The following is a 21309-nucleotide window of genomic DNA, read 5'->3' as shown; positions in this document are numbered from 1 at the left end:
GATATATTTCTTCTTGATGGCGGAAATATGTTGCTCAAGTTTGTTAGAAAGAGCCCAACCACGTTCCAATTAGAAGAATTGCTGCCGGCAGATTATCAACACACTCATCCAGTAATTTCGTGGTCAGGTGTTTTATGGACTCGGCAGGAAGCTCTTCGAGTGCATCAATCATTGATTTCTTATTCTCAGGGGTTAAATCAGACTGATTAATTTTGGTTGTTAGGATTGCTTTAAGTGTTTGGGTTTCAAACTTAATCGTTATAACACTTAGGATTGCAGAAAGTCCGCCATCATTTGCCAGAAAGTCCACGCCATGATGGGTGAGCGTGCTAGCACCAAAGTCTAAAACCAAATCCCCATCCATGTATTCAGTGATAATTATGCTTTTAGCTTCAACTAATTCATGTGCTCGCAAATAATATAAGTTTTTTAAAGCTTTATCTCTATCTTGATGACCATCAGGGTAGTCGGTATCAAAGTCATAATAGGATGGATAAACGATTTGCATCTTGCGCATCATAGCTAATTGTATTTCACGATCTAAAACCATAACACTCTCAATCAAAAAAAATTGCGTCGGATTTGCAGTTATTTAGTCTAGCCAGAAAAATTAATTGGGCTATTTATACATCTGAATACTTTTCTAAAAACTCATCTATCCACCCTTGTGCCACTTCAAGATTGGTTATGTCCGCCAGCTTTAGATTGGTTCCTTCTGCTTCGTTAAAGCCTTCAATAATAGCTTCAAAGATATTTGCCTCACTAATGACCTCACGTGCTATTTCAGCAGCGTCATAGCTTTGTTTGGCTTTTTTAAGCGAGGCTATTTGTTTATCAATCCCTTCACCAATTTTACCTAATGCCAATTTAAATTCTTGACGATTAATTGTTAGCGCAGTTTTGGATTTATTAAGTGTTGCGATCATTATGCTTTCCTTCTTTTTTGGGGAGCTACCATATTCAACATCTTGATAAAATCTAAGCCACATATAGCGGCTTTTGTTTTTTTTAAGGTTTAACTAAAGCAGATTCCAAGCGACCAATAAAATCAATTTCATTAAGCTGCTCATTAGTAATAAATTCATCTGGATAGCGAATCTTGTCAGGATTATCACTTGCAAGCCTTACTGTTGTGCCGCCTGCATAGCTTATAAAAATCCTTTTCATTCTTAGCTCGTAGTTATGCTTAAAAACATACACTGACCCACTTTTAAGCATGCTGGGATCTTTATCAGCCACATCAATAAAAAGAGGGCTGTCCGGCGCTACAGTTGGCCACATGCTGTATTCATCGGAATAAATCACACGTAGATTCTCCGGCTTAGCTTGTATACCTAAAATCCTTAGTAGCGATGGATCAATGTCTAAATATTCACTTGGATCTTCTAAAAAATTCTCTATCCCACTTCCACAAGAAGCCTTTACATCCCTGTACACCGGTATTCTCACATTATATTTTTTACTACCCTCAGCGCCACGAAACTCAATAGGTGCTATTTGGATACTACCTTTACTTAAAGTCGCATCTAAAGGCATTGCAATAGCATTCGCCTGATCTAAAAAGCCTTTAGGCTTGCCGAAAGCTTCTTCTATTTTAGTAGCTGTTTCATCACCAATATTTTTCGTTGGGTTCTTCCCAATGTATTGACTGATTAAATTGTAGGAGAGACCCACCTTTTCAGAGAAATCAGTACGACTCAACCCTGATTCTTTCATCAAGTCTCGCGCATTCTTCAACCGTATTTCATGAATTTGCATCAAGTCAGCCATACCGAACCCCATCATTTAAATCACCTACTAAATTTACCCGTTAGGTAGAAAAAATAAATACCCTGATAGGTTGAATTAATTTTACCTAGCAGGTATATTTATTATTAATTTACCCAATAGGTGTATTCTTTATGCCAAACCTATACGACTACTGGAAATCATTAAACGAAAAAGAGAGGAACCAGTTTTGCTCTAGCGTTGGTGTTTCCTATGGATATATGGAGTCACACCTAATCCATGGTCGCAAGAAGCCGCGCATGGAGACAATTCAAGCAATTGTCGAGGCTAGCAACAACAAGCTGTCTCACAAAAATCTTTTTGATTTTTTCTTAAAGAAGACCCCAACCGCCGCTTAAACCAATTATCAGCAACTTAGCTTTTTTAATAAACGTGAAAGTAAACAAGGTGTTCACATGGATATATCGAAAGAGACCAAAACCGCATTGCACAAGATGGTGCATCAGTCGAACGGCATTACTCCAAAAGAGATAGCTGATCTTGTTGGCGTGTCTCATAACACGATTTTGAACTATGCCAATCCAAATATGGAAAACCACCTGCCGAGTCTAAAGGCATTTGAAGCAATGCTGACCTACACACAAAACCCAGCTCCATTAAAAGTATGGGCGCACAAATTAGGTTTTTTACTAGTTCCAGTAGATCAAGCTCAAGGCAAGGACCATGAACTAGGTGTTCTTGAATCACTGCTTGGTATGAATGTTGGAAATGGCGCAGCAAATAAGCAGGTTTTATCTGCTCTGGAAGATGGGGTTGTGACACCTGCTGAAATGGATGAGACAGATCGCATTCTCGAAGAAATCGAACAGAAAATTCAATCTTTGCGTAAGGCCATGAAAGGCGAGTGTGCAAAGTATTTATCGGCTCTACAACGAGAAAAAGCCTGAGGTCAGAACTCAGGCTTTTTCGGTGTTCAAATCATCGGAGACTTAAACTATGAACATGTTAACACAAGGAAATTTTAACACAAACGAAGTAACAATGTCATCACTTGAGATTGTTGACTTTATTAACGAATACCGCGCTAAAAACGAAAGCAGTCCAGTGCAACTTCGCCATGATAGTTTTATGGCAAAAGTACCTAAGGTTTTGGGGGGAAATCAATCTCCAAAATTTATTGGAGATTACAAAGACCCTAAAGGCCGTACTTATCCTTGCTACCACTTCCCAAAACGCGAAGCCTGCTTGATGGCTATGTCATATAGCTATGAGCTACAAGCTCAAGTATTTGACCGTATGACCGCAATGGAAGAGGCACTTAAGGCTAAAAATAGTTTCGACATCACCAACCCAGCACATCTACTTCAAGCAATCGAAGTGCAAGCCAAACTCAATATTGAGTTAAGTGAAAAAGTAGCAGTACTTGCACCTAAGGCTGAAGCATTAGAAGTCATTGCTGATACATCCAATACTTATTGCCTGCGTGAATGTGCCAAAACAATCGGTATTAAAGAATCAGACCTAATCAAGCTATTGATTGACAGAAAGTGGGTTTACCGCGACTCGGATCGCAAGCTTCAACCACATGCCCAGTATGTCATTAATGGCGTATTCACCAACCGTACATCACCAGTAATCACAAATCGCAACGATGGCAAGGAGCGTGTGTTCTTGCACATGCGTGTCACTGCTTTTGGCCTGACTCGTATTACAGGCCTAGTCAATAAGATGCGTAAAGCACAGCAGGTGGCAGCATGAGCATAACTTTAGAAGATGTTCTTGGCTTCATATCTTCATCTAGTGGTTCTGACTTAAATACGATTGCCGATGAAATGAAAGAAAGCGGCTTTGAGTATGAATGTCTTGAATGTGAGACCCATGAATGTGAAGAGCATGAATGTCATCACGATGAAGAAATGGCTGAAGTGAAAAATGAGTTTATTCATTATTTAGTTGAGCGGAACAATCAATTTGGCTTAGACGACATGCTTGATGAGCTAAAGCGTGAAGGTCAGAGCATTGGTGCATACCTCAAAGTGGAAGAAAAGTTATGAATTATTACCAACATCATATAGGGGATTTCAACAATGCAACTCGCCATTTGAGCTTGGTTGAGCGTGCGATCTACCGAGATCTTCTAGATATGTATTACGACACTGAAAAGCCAATTGATGCATCCAATTTGGAGCGTTTGGCTCGCCGTTTGCAATGTACAACTGAAGACCAGACAGCTGCTTTGAAATATGTTCTTGATGAGTTTTTTACTCTTGAGGATGGGGTTTATATCAACAATCGTTGTGAACGTGAAATCGCTGAATATCACGGTAAGCGCAAACAGGCTAGTGATGCTGGAAAAGCATCTGCTAAAAAACGCGCAGAGAAAAAGCAACGGAACTCTGATGGTGGTTCATCAAATGATGATCATTCGAATAGCAGAAGTTCAACAGACGTTGAAGGTCAGTTAAATGAGAATCCAACGACCGTTGAAGCAGCGTTGAACGGAAATTTAACGGACGTGCAACCAACCATAAACCATAAACCATTAACCAATAACCATGAACCAATAACCAGTATTTATAGTAGTGGTAGTAGTAATGCGTGCGAAGAAAAAATTTCTTTTCCACCAATTCAATTTTCTCAATATCAAGCTGAGGATCACAAACGCTATTCGATTCTTGAATGCGTACATGTATATCCAATTCACTACGATTTCATAGAACTTGGAAAGCAGCGTAATCCTGGTCTACCAGAACAAGATCTGATTGCTATGTTTACAAACTTTGGTGATTTCTTCTCAGCTAAGTCTGATAGCAAAAATACACCAAGCTTATGGCTGGTGAAATGGTTTACCTGGATTCAAAACAACAAAGACGAAGTACGCCGTCTACGTGAAGCCAAGAAATCTGCACCGGCTGCCAAACCTTCTGGATACCAAAGCCGAGCAGCACGTGAAGCACAGGAGTGGTTTGCTGAATTAGGTCAACCTGAAGAACAAGCCATAATTGATATCCATGCGGTTGAGGGGGTGGGCCATGCATAACCAGATCTCAAATCAAGTGAATGGACCTGATCAACAAGTTCGCAAATTTGGCGAAGAAGATGCCCGTTTACTGATCAAGGAAATGATTGAGCTACACGGCAAAAAATTTACTGATCAATGGGCCGGTCAGACTAAAGGGCAAGTGGTTGCCAAGTTTGCTCAGAAACTTTCTGTGCTGACTTATGAGCAATTCTTGCGAGGTCTTAAGCGACTGGACACGGCAAGCTGGCCACCATCGATTCCAGAATTTAAAGACTGGTGTTTAGGTGGGTATGAATATCAGACCGCTGATGAGGCATGGTTACAGGCTCTTAATTTTGAGAAAGAAAACCGCTCTGCTCGAATCAATCACCTAGCTAAAGCAGCTTATGACGCTGTAGTGGGTCCATATGGGATGCTAAAAACCACTGATACCGTACACAACGTATTTTGCAGTGTGTACAAACGACTCGTTACTGAAGCTAAAGAACGTGGTGAGCCTGATGGCGTGTTGGATGCTGTGATGCAGATTGAAAGCAAGGCTGAGGATCATAACCCGGTACCAAATGAAGTGGCAAAGCAAGCGCTTGAAGAACTTAAAAAGCGCATGAACGTGAAAAATCGCCAGGTACCAAAGCCTCAACGCCTCCAGTGCCAACCAACTGCAATAGCCGATCCTTGGCCAGATCCTTTTGAAAATCCTGAGTCGTACTTGGAAAAATGCGAGATGGATGGGGTGAAGGTGCCTAAGGTTATTCGTGAGCGATTGGGAGGTCACTGATCATGTCAAAAGAATATGACTTTCAAACCATGGATTGGTGCTCATCGATGCATGCCGTAACCCAAGGCGAGAAAATGATTCGTATATTGCGTCAAATGATGGCTAAACGGGGCAAAACAAGCGTTTCTGATGTGATGGTACTAATGGAGGGTAATCGTCGCACTGTACAGCGTTATTTAGGTCAGTTGGAGCATGCCGGATATATCCAGAGAGATGGCGCTACACCTGCAGGCTTCACCGTAACTGAAAAGACTAAGCAGATTTTCACAGTGAAGGTGGCGGCGTGAAGGATCTAAACAAAACATTGATGTTTATTTTCATGGCAATTGGCGCCGTCGTTTTGAGGATATGGTGTGAATGACCAGCTACTCAATCGCTGAATATAAAAAAATGGTGAAAGCCACCAGACCGAAAGGGCGCTCCAAGCGTCCTAAGGTGAAAGGCGAAAAAGTACCGAATGAGTTTGAGGCGAAACTGGCCCGAGAACTAAAGACTTTAAAAATTGAGTTTGAGCAGGAATTTGAGTTTCACCCAAAGCGGAAATGGAGAGCTGATTTCCACCTGGTAGGAAAAAAGATACTGGTAGAGGTTGAAGGTGCGATCTGGAGTGGTGGTAGGCATACAAGAGGCAAGGGGTATATCGGGGACATGGAAAAATATAACGCCGCAACAATGATGGGTTTTCAAGTATTAAGGTTTAGTACAGATCAAGTGAAGTCAGGTTTAGCGATACAGCAAATTGAGAAGATGGTAGGGCTATGAAGGTCAAAATTTGGGATAAAGAAATCAAAGGAAAGTTGTATGCCGTTGGTGATATTCATGGCTGCTACAACTTGCTCATGAACCGCCTTAAAGAAATCGTCTTCGACTTTGAAAATGATTTACTGGTGGCGGTTGGTGATCTGGTGGATCGTGGGACCCAGAATGAAGAATGTGTAAGTCTTATTGATGAACCTTGGTTTACATCTGTAAAGGGTAATCATGAAGATTTGGTCATCATGGGTGATGTTAATCGCTCTTACTTCAATTGCCATATTCAAAATGGTGGTGAGTGGTTTTATGACCTGGATTATCAGGTGCAGCGCGAAATCATTAAAAAATTAAAAACACTGCCGATTGCATTAGAGATTAGCCACAAGGGTAAAAAGTTCGGTTTTGTCCATGGTCATATTGAGCAGAATGACTGGGATGAGTTTAAGGATGAGCTTAATAATTTTGATAAAGCTCAACACATTATTGATCACAAGCGCTTCCCAACAGAATTAGCCATGTGGGGCCGTGATCGACTGGACGAAGATAAAAATCAATACACCCATGTTTCAGGAGTTGATGCGGTAATCATGGGGCATACGGTTACTCAGAAGCCATGCAAGCGCGATAACTGCTACTGGATTGATACTGGTGCAGTTCATTGGGGAACAATGACAATTTTAGATTTAAGCAAGATTTAAGAGGGAATAGGGATGAATGCGATGGTTAAGGTTCAAAATATTATGCAGGCGGTTGATTGGGGTAAGTACTCACTAGAGGAATGGCTTTATCAATTTGGAGCATGGATGAATAGCGTGGCTGGAACGTGTGGCAAAAGCATTAACCCTATTGCTGTTGCTATGGATGAAGCGATTGTAAAGCAGCGCAAGTTTAAGTTGGGTGTGAGAAAGACTCGTCAAATTATTGCTGATTCCATGTTGTCAGAGGAAAAGCCAAAGTTATCAAGATCAGGAGTTGTTTGTGAGATCGATGATAACGAGGCTCGGGCAGTACAGCGTTTGATTTTGGATATGCAGGGTCAGAGTGAAATCATGGATGAGTGGATGGATGCGATTATCTGCCGTTATTTTTATGGGAATTCGTGGTCGCAGATGGTTACACCAGAGCGATCTAGGTATGGGGCAGAGCAAGATGTAAAGTGTGGATTGGCTGCACTGCATTGCCGATATAAATTTATTGAATATAAGTGATTAGAACTTCTTGACCTTCCGGAAAGCATTTGTTAAATTCATGGTATAGTGGCGCGAAGTGTAAGTAAGTCGCACTACTGATAGAAGGCTCATCGAAAGGTGGGCTTTTTTGACATTATTTATTCATAAAATTAAGTGATAATGCCTTTTTGTTTTTGAGCTCTAATTGAAATGGCGATTTTAACTGTTAAAAAACTAGAAGATACTCTCGGTAAATTAGTGGCTGAAGGCGAAAAGCCTGAAAAGATTTTATTAGGCTATAAAGCGTATGGCGAGCTAATGAATGATCGTAGCTTTTTTGAGGAAGTGGCTGGCTCGGCAATGGATCCAAACAAACGAAAATATAAAAATATTAAAATTAAAGTCACTCAAGACGAATACCAGTTTAACGTGAAATGTCAAAAATAGGTTTAAGCATCGAGGAAAGCTCGCCAAATGGTGGGCTTTTTTAATATTTCTTTAATCAACAAGATGTCATACTTGGAACTATATTCAGAGCAAGTGAGTATAGTCTTGGAACGTAAAAATCTTATATTTGTAGGCGGAATATTGTTCACGTCCATATTTTTATTATTTTTCTGCTTCTATCAGTATAGGACTGATAAAAAAAGACAGATTGAAAATCTTGAGAAGATAGTTGAAAAGATAGAGGCCTCCAAATAGATTTCTTGAGGCTAAACTGAAAGCTCATTTCAATATAGGATTTTTTTTGATGATTAGAATTTATTATTTGAAAAGAAAATTAACTCAAGCTCAACATTTAAAAACATTTTCTTAGTATTTTCTATACTTTCTGATCAAAGCCTTGGTGCTATATTGTTTTTGCGATAAGAAGAAGACGTAATACGAAGAAAGTGACTACAGCACTGGCCCACTTATTTTGACGAGTAAGTGGGCTTTTTATTGCCTGTAAAAAGGCGACCCAAGCCTGCTGGAGTGCTGACCAGTGGAACATGCCATCGAGTAAACCTCCTTCGGGAATCTAGACCAGGGAGTAGCGCCCCGACCTAAAGAGGATTGAAAGCAAGTAAAGCAGACCGTGCATGTTAGGTGTGTGTGATTGTGAGTAGCGGTAGATCAGTTGCCGAGCTGGTCAGTATCGTAATCTAAGGCAAGGGTGTGGCAATTTGCCATGTCCTTTTTAAAGCGCCATTAGCTCAACTGGAAAGAGCATGGGTGTTCTATACCAATGGTTGTGGGTTCGAGTCCTACATGGCGTGCCAGATTTCAAAAGAAAGCAAACCTGTCATAGATAGCGCATTACCGGAAATATTGCGCTGAGGCATCCGGTGGTTTGCTTTACTTATGAGATCAAAAGGAGAGCCAAATGCTCCAATTCTTATTATGTTTATTCGGCCTACATGGTGCGACTGAGATCGACTACACGGTTGATGATGAAGAAATCAAGGTGTGTCGTGATTGTATGAAAGAAATAAAGTGACTTAATTCAATTTAATCGTTAAAATCACTTAGTAATTAATAGTTTATTTTTAAAACGAGTTAGATCTCAAATATAATACATATTATCTTACCGATTATTCAAAATCTCCACATTTTGGATTTCAAGTTTCGCCCACATCGACCCCAATGATGTGGGTTTTTTTTGACTAAAAAATTGCCGAACGCATTACGGCACATAAGACCTCGCTGAGATAACAAACTTGGCGGGGTTTTTCTTTTCTTATTGGTGGTACCCATGACAGACAAAGTACAAGCGAAACAAGACTTAGAATATTGCAGTACTGAGCTGTCTAAGTATCAGAATCTCAGCAGATCAGGACTGACGCGCAATGAGCTGCTGGCAATTGACGGCATCATGATTAAGCTGAAAGAGCGGATTAAGAATTTACGTGTGGCGTTATATGCGTGATGCAAAGCGATTAGCAGCAATCAGAAAGCTGCCATGCATCCGTTGCGGTAATCCAAACTCACAAGCGGCTCACAGTAATTCAGCGAAACATGGCAAAGGTAGATCGATTAAAGCCAGTGATGAGTTCACTGTGCCGCTATGCCACTCCTGTCATTTTGAGTTCGATACCTATCAATTGGGCAACCGGGTAGAGAGTGAAGCAATGTTTGATCGGTGGTTGGTGAGAGTGAATCAGATGTTGGTGATGGAAGATAAAGAGGTGTTTTGATTAAGTCGGAACACGCCAGGCTCGACCAATGCAAATTATGATCAATGAAATGCATAGATAAAGAGGAAACTCGCCTGATGTAGAGTCGGCCTGATCAAGTCTGTAGTAATAGATAATGAATCCTAAAAATAAGATGCCAATGAGATAAAGCATTATGGTTTCTTGATTTTGTAATTTTGCATCATGATAAGTTTTAAGGAGAGGAAATGCAAAAAGCCGTGTTTCCTATCCAGAGTCATGCCGACATCACCAAAGCCATTAACTACATGCATACCAATTACACCCACGCGATTAATGAGGGTAAGCCTTTAAGGGTGGTGATTGATCAGAAACAGGATGATAGATCAACTGCGCAGAATCGTTTGTACTGGATGTGGTTGGGTCAAATCGAAAAGAAGAATGGCACCCATAAAGACCAGCTGCATTACGAATTTAAGAAGCGCTTTCTGATTTATATCTACCGTCGTGATGATCAGGAGTTTGCTGAGACCTGTAATGCGATTGCAATGCTCAAGCAGAATGAATGTGAAGAATACCGGGTGATTGCAGAGCAGGTGATAAGACTTTGCAGTACTACAAAATTAAGCGTTAAGCAGATGACCGAGTATTTGAATTACGTGCATGACTTTACTGTGACTCAGTTGGGTGTGTATTTAACTGTGCCGGATGATTTGAAGTGGTGTTGTGTAGAATAGATATTTCAAATTTCAAAAAGCCCATCAGGTAGATAGGCTTTTCTTACTAATCAAAAGATTGAGCGATGATTTACTTTTTATCTGTATTTTCTTTTTGATCATCTTGCTCTTTAGTGGAGGTTGTATCATTTTGATTGGGTTTATCTTGTGTAGGCTTCTGTGTATGGTTTTCTGATTTAGGCTTGTTTTCAGTAGCATTATTTGAAAATTGATTGAAAGAAGCTTTTTGAGCGGTATTTGTATTAACTAACATAGTTTTCTCAATTTTTGTTGCCGAAGATTCGACCTATTCAGAGTGACATACTAGTAGCACTTACAATGGGATGATTTGGAGGCGTAAGTGTAGATATATGTAGGATTTAAATGTTTATATCTTATTTATATTTCAAAGGTTTTTATAATAAACCGGTCGCCAGATTGATCTGTATCACTATTTAAATAGTCAAGGTATTTAATTTATATCTTCTCGATACATTGCTGATACAAGGGGTGTATATGGACGAAAAAGAATATTTCTGGAAAACCAAGAAGCGTCCAATCAAAACCAAACCCCGCAATAAGCCACTACCGAAAGCCAAAGAAAAATACTTAGAAGCAGAAGAAACCCTATTTCAAGAATTAGAAGAACATGCCATTGGTTATCGTCGAAAGTTTCAATTTGAATCAACCAAAAATTGGCGGTTTGATTTTTATATTGTGAAGCTGAACCTTCTTATAGAAATTGTGGGCAGTCCATGGGCGGTTGGTCGTGGTGGGAAAAAGATAGCGAATTCATTTAATAAGTATGATCTTGCTGAAGATCAAGGTTATACATTTGCGCGCTTTGAACCTCATCAAATTGAATCGGGTTATGCAATTAACTGGATTCGAAGTCAGTTAGAGAGATTAGAAGATGGAACAGTTCAGACCATTCCCGCCGACGGAGCTGATTGATCAGGCTGAGGAAGAGGAAGCCATTCGCTTGGCACCTGCGCCAGAGCTTAAAGAATGGGTTCTGAATAACTGGCTTACTCTCGGCGGTGAACTACACAACCCGGATCATGATCATATTGCTGAACTACTCCATGACAATGAAGAGTTTCTTGCATTCGCTTGGGCTTCATCTGCCGCCGTAGCGAAAAAACGTATGGTGCTGGGGCAATGTGAAAAAGTGATGTTTAACGTGGGCGGCTGGAAGAAAGCACGCCAGGAACAACAGATGCGGGATTGGTTCGGCTTTGTACCTCAATATCTGATTACTGTGGATGCTGCTTTCTGTGAGCAAGCCTCAGATCGTGAGTTTTGTCGACTGATTGAACATGAGCTTTATCACATCGGAGTTGAACGGGATGAAGATGGGGAAATCATTTATAGCGATATGACCGGACTGCCTAAGCATTACCTGGCTGGCCATGATGTTGAAGTGTTCTTTGGTGAAACAAAACGATGGGGTGCTGATGAGTCTGTTAAAAGACTTCTAGAAATTGCCAAGAATGCGCCGTTTGTATCTGAAAAAAGTATGGCCGCGTGTTGTGGGAATTGTGTGATTGGTTAGAGCTGAAAGGCTCTTTTTTTTGTCTATCTTGCATGACGTAGCATGACAAAGGGGTAATTATGGCGGCACTAAAAGAGCCTGTAAAAATCTTTATAGTTCAGTCTCTTGCTTGCTTTGAAACACCTCAACAAGTAGCAGATGCTGTCATGCAAAGATTTAACATCGAAATTGATCGTCGGCAGTGTGAAAATTACGACCCAACCAAGTATGCAGGCCGAAATCTCAGTAAGAAATTAAAGGATCTGTTTGATAAAACGCGTGAGGATTTCCGAAAGAATATTTTTGATATTCCGATCGCAAACCAAGCATTTCGACTGAAAGAAATTCAGAAAATGTATGAGGATGCTGGGAAGAATAAAGTATCGAAACAGAATCTGTTGAAATTGGCTTATCAGGAAACGGACGCACGTACAACCAAGCAGGAAATAACTGGCCCAGACGGCGGTCCATTACAGAATGAAAATACAACCTATGTAACTGCCTCAAAAGAATTGGTAAGGCAGGTGATGGATGAACTCGAAAGTAAATACTAGCTTGTTGGAAATGCAGATCGAACAGGAACGGTGCGAGAAAGAACATTTATTCTTTACGCGCCGTTTTTTTCTGCCTCGTATGGGCTTCAAGTTCTCGGTCAATTGGCACCATGAATACATTGCCTGGGCAATTGATGAAGTCATTGCTGGTCGAATCGAAAACCTAGTTATTAACGTTCCACCTGGTTCAGGTAAAACTGAATTACTGACTAACTTGATTGCACGAGGTATCGCACGAAACCAGCGTTCACGATTCTTATATTTGTCATTCTCACAGTCACTTGTGGAGGATGTGTCATCTACGGCGCGAAACATCGTCAAATCGGCAGATTTTCAGGGCTTATGGCCCGTTAAGATCTCGACCAGTACCGATGCTAAGGCAAGTTGGAAAACGACTGTAGACGGCTATGAAGCGGGTCATGTTTATTCCGCTTCGATGGGTGGTCAGGTTACGGGCCGCCGTGCAGGTACTTTGGCAGATGCTGGATTTACCGGTGCGATTATTCTGGACGATCCGCTCAAGCCTGAAGATGCATTTAGTAAGACGGCACGTAACAAGGCTAATCGTAAAATCCTGAACACAGTCAACTCACGTAAGGCGAGATCATCAACTCCGATTATTCTGATCATGCAGCGTTTACATGTTGAGGATCCGACTAACTTTGTGATGACTGGGAACGTCCCGGGCAATTGGCATCAGATCTCGATACCGGCACTGATTGATGATGAGTACATTAATACATTGCCTGAGCATATACGCCGTAAGGTACCACGTGATGTCGAACGTGATGAAAAAGGCCGTCAAAGCTACTGGCCATTAAAAGAATCTTTACTTTCGTTACTGCAGCTGGAGAAAGGTGGCCAAGACAAAGACGGCGCTACGGTATCTCGGTATACATTCAGCAGTCAGTATCAGCAGGCACCGAAAAAGCTCGGTGGAGATCTGGTCAAGGCTGAATGGTTTGATCGATACCTTGAGTTACCAGTTTTGAAATGGCGTGCGATCTGGGCAGATACAGCACAGAAGATTAAAGAACATAACGACTACTCAGTTTTCTTATGTGCAGGCCTTGGGTATGACAACCGGCTTTACATCATTGATGTGCGCCGTGGCAAATGGGAAGCACCTGAGCTGATTAAGGAAGCCAAGGCTTTCATCAATAAGCACAAGGAAAGCAATACCAAGATCGGCAAACTTCGTTACATGGCCATTGAGGACAAAGCATCTGGAACGATGTTGATCCAAAACATTTCGCGTGAAACGACATTACCAATTAAGGCAATCCAACGTGATACAGACAAACTGACCCGGACCATGGATGTGGTGTTCTATGTCGAGGATCGTCGTGTTGTTCTGCCTGTAAGTGCGCCATGGTTGCTGAACTACATTGAAGAAATTGAGGGTTTAAAAGCTGATTTCACCCATGAACATGATGACCAATGGGATCCTACGATTGACGCGATTAATGATTCACTTGCGAAAAAGCCGACTGTATTTGATTAGAGGTATTTATGGCTAAAGATAAAAAGTCGGATACAGGCGGTAAAATTAAAACGCTTGTAGCTGATGCAGTAAAACAGGCTATTAACGTTATTGGTGATGCTGGTGCATATACGAACCTGGTATCGAATATTGGTACAGAACGTGATAAAGCGGCACAAGGTAAATTTGTACGGAAAGACATTGATGATGATCAGCTTGAAGCGGTGTACCAAAACTGGCTCGCACGCCGTATCGTCAATCGTCCTGCATCGGACATGCTTCGTGCTGGATGGTTCTATGAAGGCATACAAGGTGGTGATTTAAAGCGCCTTGAAGAAGCGTGTAAGGTATTTCACTTAGAACATGTGCTTTTATCTGGCTTGATCCTTTCTCGGCTCTACGGCGTTGTGTACATTCTGCTTGGCACGGCTGATGGTGCTGCCTTAGATCAACCTTTAGATATTTCGAAACTTGGCCAAGGTCGTTTGGAATTTTTCACGGTCGTTAAAAAGAAATACATCACACCAGATAAGAACTCGTATTTGCCGCCGTCAGCATGTTGTGGATTGCTCAAACAGCCTGAATTCTACGATATGAAAATGGGGAATGAGGCTAAAAAGCGCATTCACTATTCTCGCTTAATTCGTATTGCGCATGCTGATGTGGTGAATGAAGAACCTCAAAGTATCTTGCAGGAAGTCTATGAGGATCTACTTGATCATGCCAGTGTTAAGCGTGGATCCGCCAGCCTGATTCATGAATCGAAGATTGATGTGATTCAAACGCCTAACCTGGTCGATAAGATCAAAGAGGACATGAAAGGCGTGATGGAACGGTTCATGTCTGTGGGCTTGATGAAGAGCTTAAACGGCATGATCGTGTTGGATGCTGATGAAAAGTACGATTCAAAAACGTATGCCTTTGGTGGTTTGCCTGACATGATGCGTGAATTCTCGGTACAGACGGCGGGTGCGGCAGATATTCCCTATACGATTCTGTTTGGCCAATCACCTGCAGGAATGAATGCCACTGGTGAGCACGATACTCGTAATTATTACGACTCGATTGCCACTAAGCAGGAATGGCACCTCAAGCCGATCTTGATGAAGTTTCTCGCCGTGATCTGTCAGTCTACCTTTGGACGTCAATTTCCTGAACTGGATGTGGTATTTAATCCGCTTTGGCAATTAGATGCGAAAGTCCGTTCAGAGGTGGAAAAAGCCAATGCTGAGCGTGATGAGAAGTATCTCAATATGGCCATCATTACTGAGCCTCAGATCGCACGTCAGTTAGTCATCGACGGCGTTTACTCAGTCATCGATGAAAATCACATCAAAGAATTGGAAACGATGGTGAAGCCAAATGACGACGATCATACAGATCCTTAAGCCTCAGCTTCAGCAGATCAAAAAACGCAAGAAAGGACGCAAGGCAAAGCCTAAGGCAGTCAAGGTCAATCGCCGTGTTGAGCTGTTCTATACACGTCAGCTTTTGGAAATCTCCAAATATTGCCAGGAACAAACTAAGGATTTCGTTTTACCCACAGTAGGTCAGAACATTGGTGATAGTTGGGTAACGGATCTATTCACGGCGTTACGTGAAAAGATGGTGAAGTACACCATGGAAGTGTCGGTATCTTTGGCTACTAAGGTGGTTATGGATACCAGCAAGGAAGTGGATAAGCAGATTGCCAGTCATACCAAGACCATCCTTGGTGTGGACCTTACGCCGTTTTTCCGCGGTGCTGATATTCAGGATGAAATCGATAATCAGATTGCTGCAAACGTCTCTTTGATTAAGTCTATTCCAAGTCAATACACCGATAAGCTTGAAGCCTTGGTGATGAATGCCTTGCAAACAGGGCAGACCAACGAGGAATTGGCTCAGGAAATTAAAAAGCTCGGTCATAGTACGGACTTTCGTGCACGACTGATTGCAGCCGACCAGATGGGCAAGATCAACGGCGCTATCAACAAGAAGCGTCAGGAATCGATGGGTGTGGAAACATACGTGTGGCAATCAGCAAAAGATGAGCGTGTTCGAACAGATCATCGGATTAAAAATGGTCAAACATTCCGTTGGGATGATCCACCAAGCGGAGGGCATCCAGGTCAACCAGTTCGATGTCGATGCACGGCGTTGCCGAATTATGAGGATATCTTAATTGACTGAATCTAAACCGTGCGGTAAGTGCAAGGCGTGTACTCGTTTCAATGGTCAAAATGGGAGTGGCTACCAACCTTGCCACAATATTAAAAAAACTGGCGAATCTAAGCCTCCACCTCAAAAACCATAGGTGATGTCATGCGTAAAAAGAAATTTTCCAAGGAGCGTTTTTATCGCCGTCTGGAAGCTCAAAACAAAAAAGCAGTATCAAAGTCAGAAACGGATTGGGATGTGATGCAGAGTGGCTATCCTGACTGTTTAATTTATCCAGATATTTTAAGCCGACTCAAAGTGGAAATAATCAAATCACGCCGTCGTCATGGGGTGGGTGGTTTTACTGGAGCTGTGATTTTAGATGATCATCTAATGCCAGATGATGGGCGATATGTCTCAAAAGACATTGCAGAAAAATTAGGAGCCGATGGGCTCTTTTTTAATGCCCAAAATTCAGCAAAACAGCCCGAGCCTAAACCTGAATTTGTGCCACCTCCACCATTAGAAAAGATTGGAGCATCTGAGCCTGAAAACGACTCAGGATTGTTTGGATTGTGCTTTTTACACATGGCGGCAATCGTAGCTTGTGCACTTCTTTTATGCGGAATCTTACAAAAGCTGAGTCATTAACTTATGAAACTCATTTACCAACTCAAAATTGGTGACTTTGCACCAAGCGAAAGTACACGCTCATTTACTCAAGAAGGGTATCTCAAATGCGTCAACGTACGTTTGGCCAAAGCACCTCAAGTCCGTCAGTACTACGCTTATGAATTTCCAAATTTAGAGGGGTACTCAGCGGATCAGGTCATCAATGTCTATGTGTCAGCCGATGATCTATTCAAGCCTGAAGTAATCAAAAGTTTCGACGGTGTAGACGCAACGGACTATCACCCACCCAAGAATGAAATCAATGCTTCCAACTGGAAGGACTATCACATTGGCGATTGTGAGAATGTGCGCCAAGAGGGTGAATTCATGCTGGGTGATCTGATCATCAAAGATCAGAACAGTATCAATGCCATTCAAAACAATGAGCGTGTCGAGATCTCATTGGGCTATGGCGCAGATCTTGTCCTTGAACAAGGTACGGCACCTGATGGTACGCCGTATCAAGCCCGCTTTATCAATTTTAAAGGCAATCACGTGGCGCTGGTGAAATACGGTCGCTGTGGCGGTGATTGTCGCGTCGGTGACCATAAACCAAACCCAAAGGGGAAAAAGATGGAAATTAAAGTAAACGGTATTCGCTTTGAGATTGGTGACAACCAAGCGCTAGCAGATGCTGTAAAGCAACAAGAAGACCAGCTTGAAAATTTAAAAGCAGCAAAACTCAAAGTCGGTGACAAACAATTTGCTATTGGTGATGAATTGCCAGCTGTACAAGCAGTGGTTGATACCTTGCAGACTGAAAACGCAGAACTGAAGCAAAAAGTCGGTGATCTTGAGAAAAACCAAATCACACCTGAAAAACTTGATCAGGTCGTAGCTGAACGCGCGTCAGTGGTTGCGGATGCCGTTGCATTGGTACCTGGTATCAAAACTGAAGGCTGTTCATGTGAGCAAATCAAACGTGATGTGATTGCAGCCAAAGCAGGTGACACATTGGTGACCGCTGTACTTGGTGGTGTCGCCGTGGGTGATGCTAAACCTGAACAGATCGACACGGTCTTCCGTGCATTATCTGCGGTCAAAACGACTACACCAGGCAACGCCGTCGGTGATGCTTTGCATAAACAGCAACAACAGCAAAACAACAATCAAGACTCGAATGAAAATAAGGGTTATGACAAGTCTGCTGCATACAAAACAATTTAAGGGGAGCTTGAATTATGGTTCAGCAATTAAATGCGGTTGTCGGTCAGCGTGGCCGTTTGACTGCCAAAGAAGTCGTACTGTCACTGCCATTATCAGGCTTGGTGAATGTGAATGACGGTGAAGTGGTTGTCCGCACGACGGATGGTAAATCTGTGACAGCCATTGCAGGTGCTACACCTACACGTTTTGGTGTGGTCGTACGCCACGGTGTGGGTAAAACTGGAAAAGACGCTTTAGGTAAAGAAGTCTATAAAGCCGGTGATATGTTGCCAATCATGTTTGAAGGTGCGATTTGGGTCAAACCTACAGCGCCGATTATAGACATTACCGCAGCGGTTTATGTGAAAACTGCAAACGGTACCACCGCAGCGCCGTTGGGTTCATTGTCGAGCTCAGCAACTGACGGAACAGTATTACCGGGTGCAGCATGGGAAACCGTGACAGGCGCAGATGGTTTAGCCCTTCTTAATCTTCGTGGAGCTTAATTAAACATGAGCAAATTAGCAAAAATGAAAGCGCGTTTAACGCCGATTTCATACGCCATTCAGGCACAAGTTGGCGATGCGTTCAACATGGATGCATTGGCACAGCTCTTCGTTAAGATCGAAGAACAAAACGAAATTACACCGCAGCTGGCGCAGGTTCTTGACTATGCCAAGTTTATTCCAGTGACCAATGTAAATGCGGTCTATGGTGGTGGTGAAATCCTATCTCGTAAAAAAGGTGTGGGTATTGGTGAAGACTATGCTGGTACCGGTGATGATATTCCACTTGCAGAAGTTGAATACGACACCGTGAGCCTGCCGGTGAAAGTGGGTGTGATTGGCTACCAATATTCAGTCGTTGAATTGGCGACTGCACAGCAAATGAACCTCACGCTTGAAGCGGACAAAGTTCAGGCTGCAAACTTGGCTGCTGAAAAACACATGTCAAATGTGGCCTGGTACGGTTACACCAAAGCGAATGCCAGTGGACAGCTTGAAAAAGTGAATGGCTTCTTAAACCAAACAGGCGTGACTATCGTGACAGGTCAGCATGATTGGGCTACGGCGACCATTGAAGAGGTTTTATCCGACTTCAATAACTCATTGGCTGATTCGTCAGATTTGTTTGATGGTGATTCTTCAATTGAGCCTGACACTTACTTAATGGCATCAGCGCAGTACACTCACTTATCGACACGTGTCGTGCCAGATTCAGGTGGTAAAACATTCCTGAAGTACATTGAAGAAAACAATATCTTCTCAACTCAAGGCAAACCATTAGCCATCCGTGGATCTGGCCGTGGTAATGGTAAGGGTACCGCAAGTGCTGACCGTTCGATCATCTACCGCCGTGATCCATCATGTATCCAGTTCAAAGGTAATAGCGTTGAGTTCTTGACGGCGCAACCGAAAGGCTTGGATGTGCTTGTACCTGGTCACTACAAATACCAGGGCGTTTGGCTGAAGCGTGTTGATTCGCTTCGTTACCTTGACCATGCATAAGGATTAAAACCACATGGCTAAATATTCATATAAATACAGCGGCTCTAATGCCGCTTTTGTTTTTGCTGGGGTAGCAACTCTACCAACAGGCATCGCCATAGCACTTGAAGCCGACCAGCACAAGGCACTTCAAAAGAACAAGTTCGCTAAGCATTTGATTGATGCTGGTGAACTAAGCATTGAAGAAATTGCAGAAGTTGGTGATTCAAAACCTGCTTCAGGTCGTGGTAAAGGTGCTCAAGCTGGCAAGCCTGATGATGGCAAAGGCAAGGGCGATAAATCCAAAGGTGGTGAGCTCACGATTGATGAGGTGCGTAAAGCGCTGACGGATCTTGAAATCACCTTTACTGAAGATGAAACCCTTGAGCAGCTGCAAGCCAAACTTACTCAAGCCACTGAATAAGGTGATCTATGGACCCACAAGCTTTTAAATTGAAGTTCAAGTACGACACGGCGCTGATGAATCTTCCTGATGCAGAAATTGCAGACGCATTAGAGGAAGCGGATCTCGTTGTGAAGTCACTTGAATTTGGTGATCTGAAAGAACGTGCTGTGGGTCTATATACAGCACATATTCTCAAGGTTGCACTCAAATCAAAGTCAGGTAACAGCTTTTCAGATGCCTCGAGTATGACCATTGCAGGTCAGAGTGTGAGCTTTTCACGTTCTGGTACCGATGCATTTTATAACCAAAGCATTTATGGCCAGCGTTACCTGGCATTAAAAAATTCAATTCCAGTCGGCAATGATGGTACCAATCCCAATCGTTTGGGCGTTGGTGCTTTCGTTGTTTAGGAGCAAAGCATGTCATTTAAGTATCAAGCGCCAGTGCATTTTCAGGGCACTTCCATTGATTGTGCGGGTCAGACTCATTACCTCACAACCAAAAACACGATTGAATCTGATGCAGATATTTTCTATGCATTACAGCCATTAGGTTTTACACGTGCGGTACCTGAAACCAAAGCAGAATCTAAAAAGGAAACTGCTGCTGCAAAGTAGGTGATGTATGAGTAATTACCGTGTTGATGCTGATGTTGATTTTAACGAGGTCAATGAACGTGTACGTGCTGAAATACGGCGCACGGTAAATGCACTCACACTTAAACTTCAGCGCACTATTCAAGAAGACATGCTGACAGGTCAGCGCCTGAATGTGCAGTCTGGGCGTTTAAGAGGATCCGTTTCATCCAAGGTGGAAGAAGATAAGGACTGGATCGAGGGTACAGTCGGTGCTGGTGGTGCTTTGGTACCGTATGCTTTTGCTCATGAATTTGGCTTAAAAGGCACGATGGCCATCAAGGCACATTTGCGCACGATTAAGAAAGTCTTTGGTCGGGCGATTACACCACGTCAAATCATGATTAAAGCCCATTCACGCAAAGTCGACATGAAAGAGCGCCGTTTTATGCGTGATTCATTGGATCAGGTGGCGAAGATCGTACCGAAAAATATTGATGCTGCAATTGAAAGGGGATTGAGCAGTGAATAGTGAAGCCATTTACCAGGCATTGTTTAATCGCTTGTCAGGCATCGAGGGAATTAAAACCACCAGTCGCCGTTTAAAGCATTTCAATAACGTAGCACCTGATGAGCGTCCTGCCTTATTCGTGACCCAAGGTAATCAAACCGAAGCACCAGTGAAAGGCTTGGATGCCAAGGTTGAACTTGAAGCGGAAGTGTACGTTTACATTCATGAATCAGATCCAACGATACCGCCGTCGGTACAGTTGAATCAGATGATTGATCAAGTGCGTGCCAAGCTTGCACCTGATCATCCTGATATGTGCGAATACCAAACCTTAGGGGGATTGGTCGAGCATTGCTGGATCGAGGGCACGATCGAAGTTTTTGAAGCAGTTGAAAATATGCTCGATGACCAAGGGATTGCCATTATAGTCAAATCATTATAAAACTAATACAATGGTGCAATGAGTTATTCAGAACATTTTAGACGTAAAATTTTAGCTAA

The 21309-nt window shown here is 42.5% G+C and carries 33 protein-coding genes and 1 tRNA gene; 30 read left to right on the top strand and 4 right to left on the bottom strand.

From position 1 onward, the window contains the following. Window positions 1–43 precede the first annotated feature (43 nt). The 3 genes from F890_RS09870 to F890_RS09860 form a co-directional block, all read right to left on the bottom strand. Entirely contained in the window at window positions 44–550 is a 507-nt protein-coding gene (locus F890_RS09870) for a hypothetical protein (RefSeq protein WP_005266739.1), read from the bottom strand. Between the two features lie 73 nt (window positions 551–623). Continuing rightward, a complete protein-coding gene (locus tag F890_RS09865; protein ID WP_005266738.1) occupies window positions 624–926 on the bottom strand; it encodes a hypothetical protein in 303 nt (100 codons plus the stop codon). A gap of 82 nt (window positions 927–1008) precedes the next feature. Then, the gene (locus F890_RS09860; RefSeq protein WP_171058352.1) at window positions 1009–1782 is read right to left on the bottom strand and encodes a LexA family transcriptional regulator; all 774 of its coding nucleotides are present in this window, start codon (window positions 1780–1782) and stop codon (window positions 1009–1011) included. Window positions 1783–1901: 119 nt separating this feature from the next. Here F890_RS09860 and F890_RS19065 point away from each other — a divergent pair, with 119 nt between their 5' ends. The 15 genes from F890_RS19065 (at window position 1902) to F890_RS09785 (ending at window position 10322) form a co-directional block, all read left to right on the top strand. Further along, complete coding sequence (locus F890_RS19065) at window positions 1902–2126, top strand: hypothetical protein (RefSeq protein ID WP_005236617.1); 225 nt, start codon at window positions 1902–1904, stop codon at window positions 2124–2126. 57 nt (window positions 2127–2183) lie between these two features. Then, the gene (locus tag F890_RS09850; RefSeq protein WP_005266736.1) at window positions 2184–2675 is read left to right on the top strand and encodes a phage regulatory CII family protein; all 492 of its coding nucleotides are present in this window, start codon (window positions 2184–2186) and stop codon (window positions 2673–2675) included. A 49-nt stretch (window positions 2676–2724) separates the two neighbouring features. Next, window positions 2725–3486: a phage antirepressor KilAC domain-containing protein gene (locus F890_RS09845; RefSeq protein ID WP_005266735.1), complete on the top strand. Its 762-nt coding sequence runs from the start codon at window positions 2725–2727 to the stop codon at window positions 3484–3486. Next, the gene (locus F890_RS09840) at window positions 3483–3782 is read left to right on the top strand and encodes a hypothetical protein (RefSeq protein WP_005266733.1); all 300 of its coding nucleotides are present in this window, start codon (window positions 3483–3485) and stop codon (window positions 3780–3782) included. The genes F890_RS09845 and F890_RS09840 overlap by 4 nt, the downstream gene beginning before the upstream one ends. Further along, complete coding sequence (locus F890_RS09835) at window positions 3779–4768, top strand: YdaU family protein (RefSeq protein WP_004893833.1); 990 nt, start codon at window positions 3779–3781, stop codon at window positions 4766–4768. Before F890_RS09840 ends, F890_RS09835 begins: the two co-directional genes overlap by 4 nt. Continuing rightward, window positions 4761–5528 carry a hypothetical protein gene (locus F890_RS09830; protein WP_005266731.1) on the top strand — a complete coding sequence of 256 codons (768 nt, stop codon included), beginning with the start codon at window positions 4761–4763 and terminating at the stop codon, window positions 5526–5528. The genes F890_RS09835 and F890_RS09830 overlap by 8 nt, the downstream gene beginning before the upstream one ends. Before the next feature lie 2 nt (window positions 5529–5530). Continuing rightward, the gene (locus F890_RS09825; protein ID WP_005266730.1) at window positions 5531–5815 is read left to right on the top strand and encodes an IclR family transcriptional regulator; all 285 of its coding nucleotides are present in this window, start codon (window positions 5531–5533) and stop codon (window positions 5813–5815) included. Between the two features lie 70 nt (window positions 5816–5885). Next, a complete protein-coding gene (locus tag F890_RS09820) occupies window positions 5886–6290 on the top strand; it encodes a DUF559 domain-containing protein (protein ID WP_005266728.1) in 405 nt (134 codons plus the stop codon). Then, complete coding sequence (locus tag F890_RS09815) at window positions 6287–6979, top strand: metallophosphoesterase (RefSeq protein ID WP_005266727.1); 693 nt, start codon at window positions 6287–6289, stop codon at window positions 6977–6979. Before F890_RS09820 ends, F890_RS09815 begins: the two co-directional genes overlap by 4 nt. A gap of 12 nt (window positions 6980–6991) precedes the next feature. Then, a complete protein-coding gene (locus tag F890_RS09810; RefSeq protein WP_005266725.1) occupies window positions 6992–7489 on the top strand; it encodes a hypothetical protein in 498 nt (165 codons plus the stop codon). Between the two features lie 171 nt (window positions 7490–7660). Continuing rightward, window positions 7661–7897, top strand: a complete 237-nt coding sequence (locus F890_RS09805; protein WP_004646432.1) for a hypothetical protein — start codon at window positions 7661–7663, stop codon at window positions 7895–7897. Window positions 7898–8635: 738 nt separating this feature from the next. Then, window positions 8636–8712, top strand: a tRNA-Arg gene (locus F890_RS09795). A gap of 473 nt (window positions 8713–9185) precedes the next feature. After that, window positions 9186–9359, top strand: coding sequence for a hypothetical protein (locus tag F890_RS18780; RefSeq protein ID WP_005266715.1), 174 nt, complete (start codon window positions 9186–9188; stop codon window positions 9357–9359). Then, window positions 9352–9627 carry a DUF968 domain-containing protein gene (locus tag F890_RS09790; RefSeq protein WP_005266714.1) on the top strand — a complete coding sequence of 92 codons (276 nt, stop codon included), beginning with the start codon at window positions 9352–9354 and terminating at the stop codon, window positions 9625–9627. Before F890_RS18780 ends, F890_RS09790 begins: the two co-directional genes overlap by 8 nt. A gap of 206 nt (window positions 9628–9833) precedes the next feature. Further along, the gene (locus F890_RS09785; protein WP_005266712.1) at window positions 9834–10322 is read left to right on the top strand and encodes a recombination protein NinB; all 489 of its coding nucleotides are present in this window, start codon (window positions 9834–9836) and stop codon (window positions 10320–10322) included. Window positions 10323–10392: 70 nt separating this feature from the next. On the opposite strand, the gene F890_RS09780 is transcribed toward F890_RS09785, so the two are convergent. After that, window positions 10393–10575, bottom strand: coding sequence for a hypothetical protein (locus F890_RS09780; protein ID WP_004646436.1), 183 nt, complete (start codon window positions 10573–10575; stop codon window positions 10393–10395). A 242-nt stretch (window positions 10576–10817) separates the two neighbouring features. Between F890_RS09780 and F890_RS09775 the strand changes: the two genes are divergently transcribed. The 15 genes from F890_RS09775 (at window position 10818) to F890_RS09705 (ending at window position 21250) form a co-directional block, all read left to right on the top strand. Further along, window positions 10818–11255 carry a hypothetical protein gene (locus tag F890_RS09775; protein WP_005266702.1) on the top strand — a complete coding sequence of 146 codons (438 nt, stop codon included), beginning with the start codon at window positions 10818–10820 and terminating at the stop codon, window positions 11253–11255. After that, window positions 11215–11856, top strand: a complete 642-nt coding sequence (locus F890_RS09770; RefSeq protein WP_005266701.1) for a putative metallopeptidase — start codon at window positions 11215–11217, stop codon at window positions 11854–11856. The genes F890_RS09775 and F890_RS09770 overlap by 41 nt, the downstream gene beginning before the upstream one ends. A gap of 59 nt (window positions 11857–11915) precedes the next feature. Further along, window positions 11916–12389, top strand: a complete 474-nt coding sequence (locus tag F890_RS09765) for a DUF2280 domain-containing protein (protein WP_005266700.1) — start codon at window positions 11916–11918, stop codon at window positions 12387–12389. Then, window positions 12367–13893 (top strand): phage terminase large subunit, encoded by a 1527-nt coding sequence (terL, locus tag F890_RS09760; protein ID WP_005266699.1) that lies wholly within the window; start codon window positions 12367–12369, stop codon window positions 13891–13893. The genes F890_RS09765 and terL overlap by 23 nt, the downstream gene beginning before the upstream one ends. An 8-nt stretch (window positions 13894–13901) precedes the next feature. Next, entirely contained in the window at window positions 13902–15260 is a 1359-nt protein-coding gene (locus tag F890_RS09755) for a DUF1073 domain-containing protein (RefSeq protein WP_005266697.1), read from the top strand. Beyond that, on the top strand, window positions 15235–16044 hold the full coding sequence (locus tag F890_RS09750; protein ID WP_005266695.1) for a phage head morphogenesis protein: 810 nt from the start codon (window positions 15235–15237) through the stop codon (window positions 16042–16044). The genes F890_RS09755 and F890_RS09750 overlap by 26 nt, the downstream gene beginning before the upstream one ends. 132 nt (window positions 16045–16176) lie before the next feature. Next, window positions 16177–16662, top strand: coding sequence for a hypothetical protein (locus F890_RS09745; protein WP_005266694.1), 486 nt, complete (start codon window positions 16177–16179; stop codon window positions 16660–16662). A gap of 3 nt (window positions 16663–16665) precedes the next feature. Beyond that, window positions 16666–17850 carry a DUF2213 domain-containing protein gene (locus F890_RS09740; RefSeq protein WP_005266692.1) on the top strand — a complete coding sequence of 395 codons (1185 nt, stop codon included), beginning with the start codon at window positions 16666–16668 and terminating at the stop codon, window positions 17848–17850. A gap of 14 nt (window positions 17851–17864) precedes the next feature. Then, window positions 17865–18335 carry a structural cement protein Gp24 gene (locus tag F890_RS09735; RefSeq protein ID WP_005266691.1) on the top strand — a complete coding sequence of 157 codons (471 nt, stop codon included), beginning with the start codon at window positions 17865–17867 and terminating at the stop codon, window positions 18333–18335. Window positions 18336–18341: 6 nt separating this feature from the next. Continuing rightward, window positions 18342–19337, top strand: coding sequence for a DUF2184 domain-containing protein (locus F890_RS09730; protein WP_005266690.1), 996 nt, complete (start codon window positions 18342–18344; stop codon window positions 19335–19337). Between the two features lie 13 nt (window positions 19338–19350). Beyond that, entirely contained in the window at window positions 19351–19740 is a 390-nt protein-coding gene (locus F890_RS09725; RefSeq protein ID WP_005266689.1) for a hypothetical protein, read from the top strand. An 8-nt stretch (window positions 19741–19748) separates the two neighbouring features. Then, a complete protein-coding gene (locus F890_RS09720) occupies window positions 19749–20132 on the top strand; it encodes a DUF4054 domain-containing protein (protein ID WP_005266688.1) in 384 nt (127 codons plus the stop codon). Between the two features lie 9 nt (window positions 20133–20141). Further along, a complete protein-coding gene (locus F890_RS09715; protein WP_005266687.1) occupies window positions 20142–20339 on the top strand; it encodes a hypothetical protein in 198 nt (65 codons plus the stop codon). Between the two features lie 7 nt (window positions 20340–20346). Next, complete coding sequence (locus tag F890_RS09710) at window positions 20347–20829, top strand: hypothetical protein (RefSeq protein ID WP_005266686.1); 483 nt, start codon at window positions 20347–20349, stop codon at window positions 20827–20829. Further along, window positions 20822–21250: a hypothetical protein gene (locus F890_RS09705; RefSeq protein WP_005266685.1), complete on the top strand. Its 429-nt coding sequence runs from the start codon at window positions 20822–20824 to the stop codon at window positions 21248–21250. Before F890_RS09710 ends, F890_RS09705 begins: the two co-directional genes overlap by 8 nt. The last annotated feature ends 59 nt before the right edge of the window (window positions 21251–21309 follow it).

Origin of the sequence: Acinetobacter sp. CIP 64.7 (assembly GCF_000369745.1) — a bacterium.
GTDB lineage: Bacteria > Pseudomonadota > Gammaproteobacteria > Pseudomonadales > Moraxellaceae > Acinetobacter > Acinetobacter fasciculus.
The sequence above is the reverse complement of the archived record's forward strand: the minus strand, read 5'-3'. Positions and strand labels throughout refer to the sequence as shown.

What these genes read in the sequence shown, in the direction of transcription:
- F890_RS09765 (WP_005266700.1), top strand. Translation starts at nt 11,916, where the DNA reads ATGGCGGCACTAAAAGAGCCTGTAAAAATCTTTATAGTTCAGTCTCTT.
- F890_RS09810 (WP_005266725.1), top strand. Translation starts at nt 6,992, where the DNA reads ATGAATGCGATGGTTAAGGTTCAAAATATTATGCAGGCGGTTGATTGG.
- F890_RS09745 (WP_005266694.1), top strand. Translation starts at nt 16,177, where the DNA reads ATGCGTAAAAAGAAATTTTCCAAGGAGCGTTTTTATCGCCGTCTGGAA.
- F890_RS09830 (WP_005266731.1), top strand. Translation starts at nt 4,761, where the DNA reads ATGCATAACCAGATCTCAAATCAAGTGAATGGACCTGATCAACAAGTT.
- F890_RS09755 (WP_005266697.1), top strand. Translation starts at nt 13,902, where the DNA reads ATGGCTAAAGATAAAAAGTCGGATACAGGCGGTAAAATTAAAACGCTT.
- F890_RS09850 (WP_005266736.1), top strand. Translation starts at nt 2,184, where the DNA reads ATGGATATATCGAAAGAGACCAAAACCGCATTGCACAAGATGGTGCAT.
- F890_RS09785 (WP_005266712.1), top strand. Translation starts at nt 9,834, where the DNA reads ATGCAAAAAGCCGTGTTTCCTATCCAGAGTCATGCCGACATCACCAAA.
- F890_RS09840 (WP_005266733.1), top strand. Translation starts at nt 3,483, where the DNA reads ATGAGCATAACTTTAGAAGATGTTCTTGGCTTCATATCTTCATCTAGT.
- F890_RS09710 (WP_005266686.1), top strand. Translation starts at nt 20,347, where the DNA reads ATGAGTAATTACCGTGTTGATGCTGATGTTGATTTTAACGAGGTCAAT.
- F890_RS09790 (WP_005266714.1), top strand. Translation starts at nt 9,352, where the DNA reads ATGCGTGATGCAAAGCGATTAGCAGCAATCAGAAAGCTGCCATGCATC.
- F890_RS09825 (WP_005266730.1), top strand. Translation starts at nt 5,531, where the DNA reads ATGTCAAAAGAATATGACTTTCAAACCATGGATTGGTGCTCATCGATG.
- F890_RS09740 (WP_005266692.1), top strand. Translation starts at nt 16,666, where the DNA reads ATGAAACTCATTTACCAACTCAAAATTGGTGACTTTGCACCAAGCGAA.
- F890_RS09770 (WP_005266701.1), top strand. Translation starts at nt 11,215, where the DNA reads ATGGAACAGTTCAGACCATTCCCGCCGACGGAGCTGATTGATCAGGCT.
- F890_RS18780 (WP_005266715.1), top strand. Translation starts at nt 9,186, where the DNA reads ATGACAGACAAAGTACAAGCGAAACAAGACTTAGAATATTGCAGTACT.
- F890_RS09835 (WP_004893833.1), top strand. Translation starts at nt 3,779, where the DNA reads ATGAATTATTACCAACATCATATAGGGGATTTCAACAATGCAACTCGC.
- F890_RS09725 (WP_005266689.1), top strand. Translation starts at nt 19,351, where the DNA reads ATGGCTAAATATTCATATAAATACAGCGGCTCTAATGCCGCTTTTGTT.
- F890_RS19065 (WP_005236617.1), top strand. Translation starts at nt 1,902, where the DNA reads ATGCCAAACCTATACGACTACTGGAAATCATTAAACGAAAAAGAGAGG.
- F890_RS09860 (WP_171058352.1), bottom strand. Translation starts at nt 1,782, where the DNA reads ATGGGGTTCGGTATGGCTGACTTGATGCAAATTCATGAAATACGGTTG.
- F890_RS09815 (WP_005266727.1), top strand. Translation starts at nt 6,287, where the DNA reads ATGAAGGTCAAAATTTGGGATAAAGAAATCAAAGGAAAGTTGTATGCC.
- F890_RS09735 (WP_005266691.1), top strand. Translation starts at nt 17,865, where the DNA reads ATGGTTCAGCAATTAAATGCGGTTGTCGGTCAGCGTGGCCGTTTGACT.
- F890_RS09870 (WP_005266739.1), bottom strand. Translation starts at nt 550, where the DNA reads ATGGTTTTAGATCGTGAAATACAATTAGCTATGATGCGCAAGATGCAA.
- F890_RS09865 (WP_005266738.1), bottom strand. Translation starts at nt 926, where the DNA reads ATGATCGCAACACTTAATAAATCCAAAACTGCGCTAACAATTAATCGT.
- F890_RS09820 (WP_005266728.1), top strand. Translation starts at nt 5,886, where the DNA reads ATGACCAGCTACTCAATCGCTGAATATAAAAAAATGGTGAAAGCCACC.
- F890_RS09780 (WP_004646436.1), bottom strand. Translation starts at nt 10,575, where the DNA reads ATGTTAGTTAATACAAATACCGCTCAAAAAGCTTCTTTCAATCAATTT.
- F890_RS09730 (WP_005266690.1), top strand. Translation starts at nt 18,342, where the DNA reads ATGAGCAAATTAGCAAAAATGAAAGCGCGTTTAACGCCGATTTCATAC.
- terL (WP_005266699.1), top strand. Translation starts at nt 12,367, where the DNA reads ATGAACTCGAAAGTAAATACTAGCTTGTTGGAAATGCAGATCGAACAG.
- F890_RS09720 (WP_005266688.1), top strand. Translation starts at nt 19,749, where the DNA reads ATGGACCCACAAGCTTTTAAATTGAAGTTCAAGTACGACACGGCGCTG.
- F890_RS09845 (WP_005266735.1), top strand. Translation starts at nt 2,725, where the DNA reads ATGAACATGTTAACACAAGGAAATTTTAACACAAACGAAGTAACAATG.
- F890_RS09750 (WP_005266695.1), top strand. Translation starts at nt 15,235, where the DNA reads ATGACGACGATCATACAGATCCTTAAGCCTCAGCTTCAGCAGATCAAA.
- F890_RS09715 (WP_005266687.1), top strand. Translation starts at nt 20,142, where the DNA reads ATGTCATTTAAGTATCAAGCGCCAGTGCATTTTCAGGGCACTTCCATT.
- F890_RS09805 (WP_004646432.1), top strand. Translation starts at nt 7,661, where the DNA reads ATGGCGATTTTAACTGTTAAAAAACTAGAAGATACTCTCGGTAAATTA.
- F890_RS09775 (WP_005266702.1), top strand. Translation starts at nt 10,818, where the DNA reads ATGGACGAAAAAGAATATTTCTGGAAAACCAAGAAGCGTCCAATCAAA.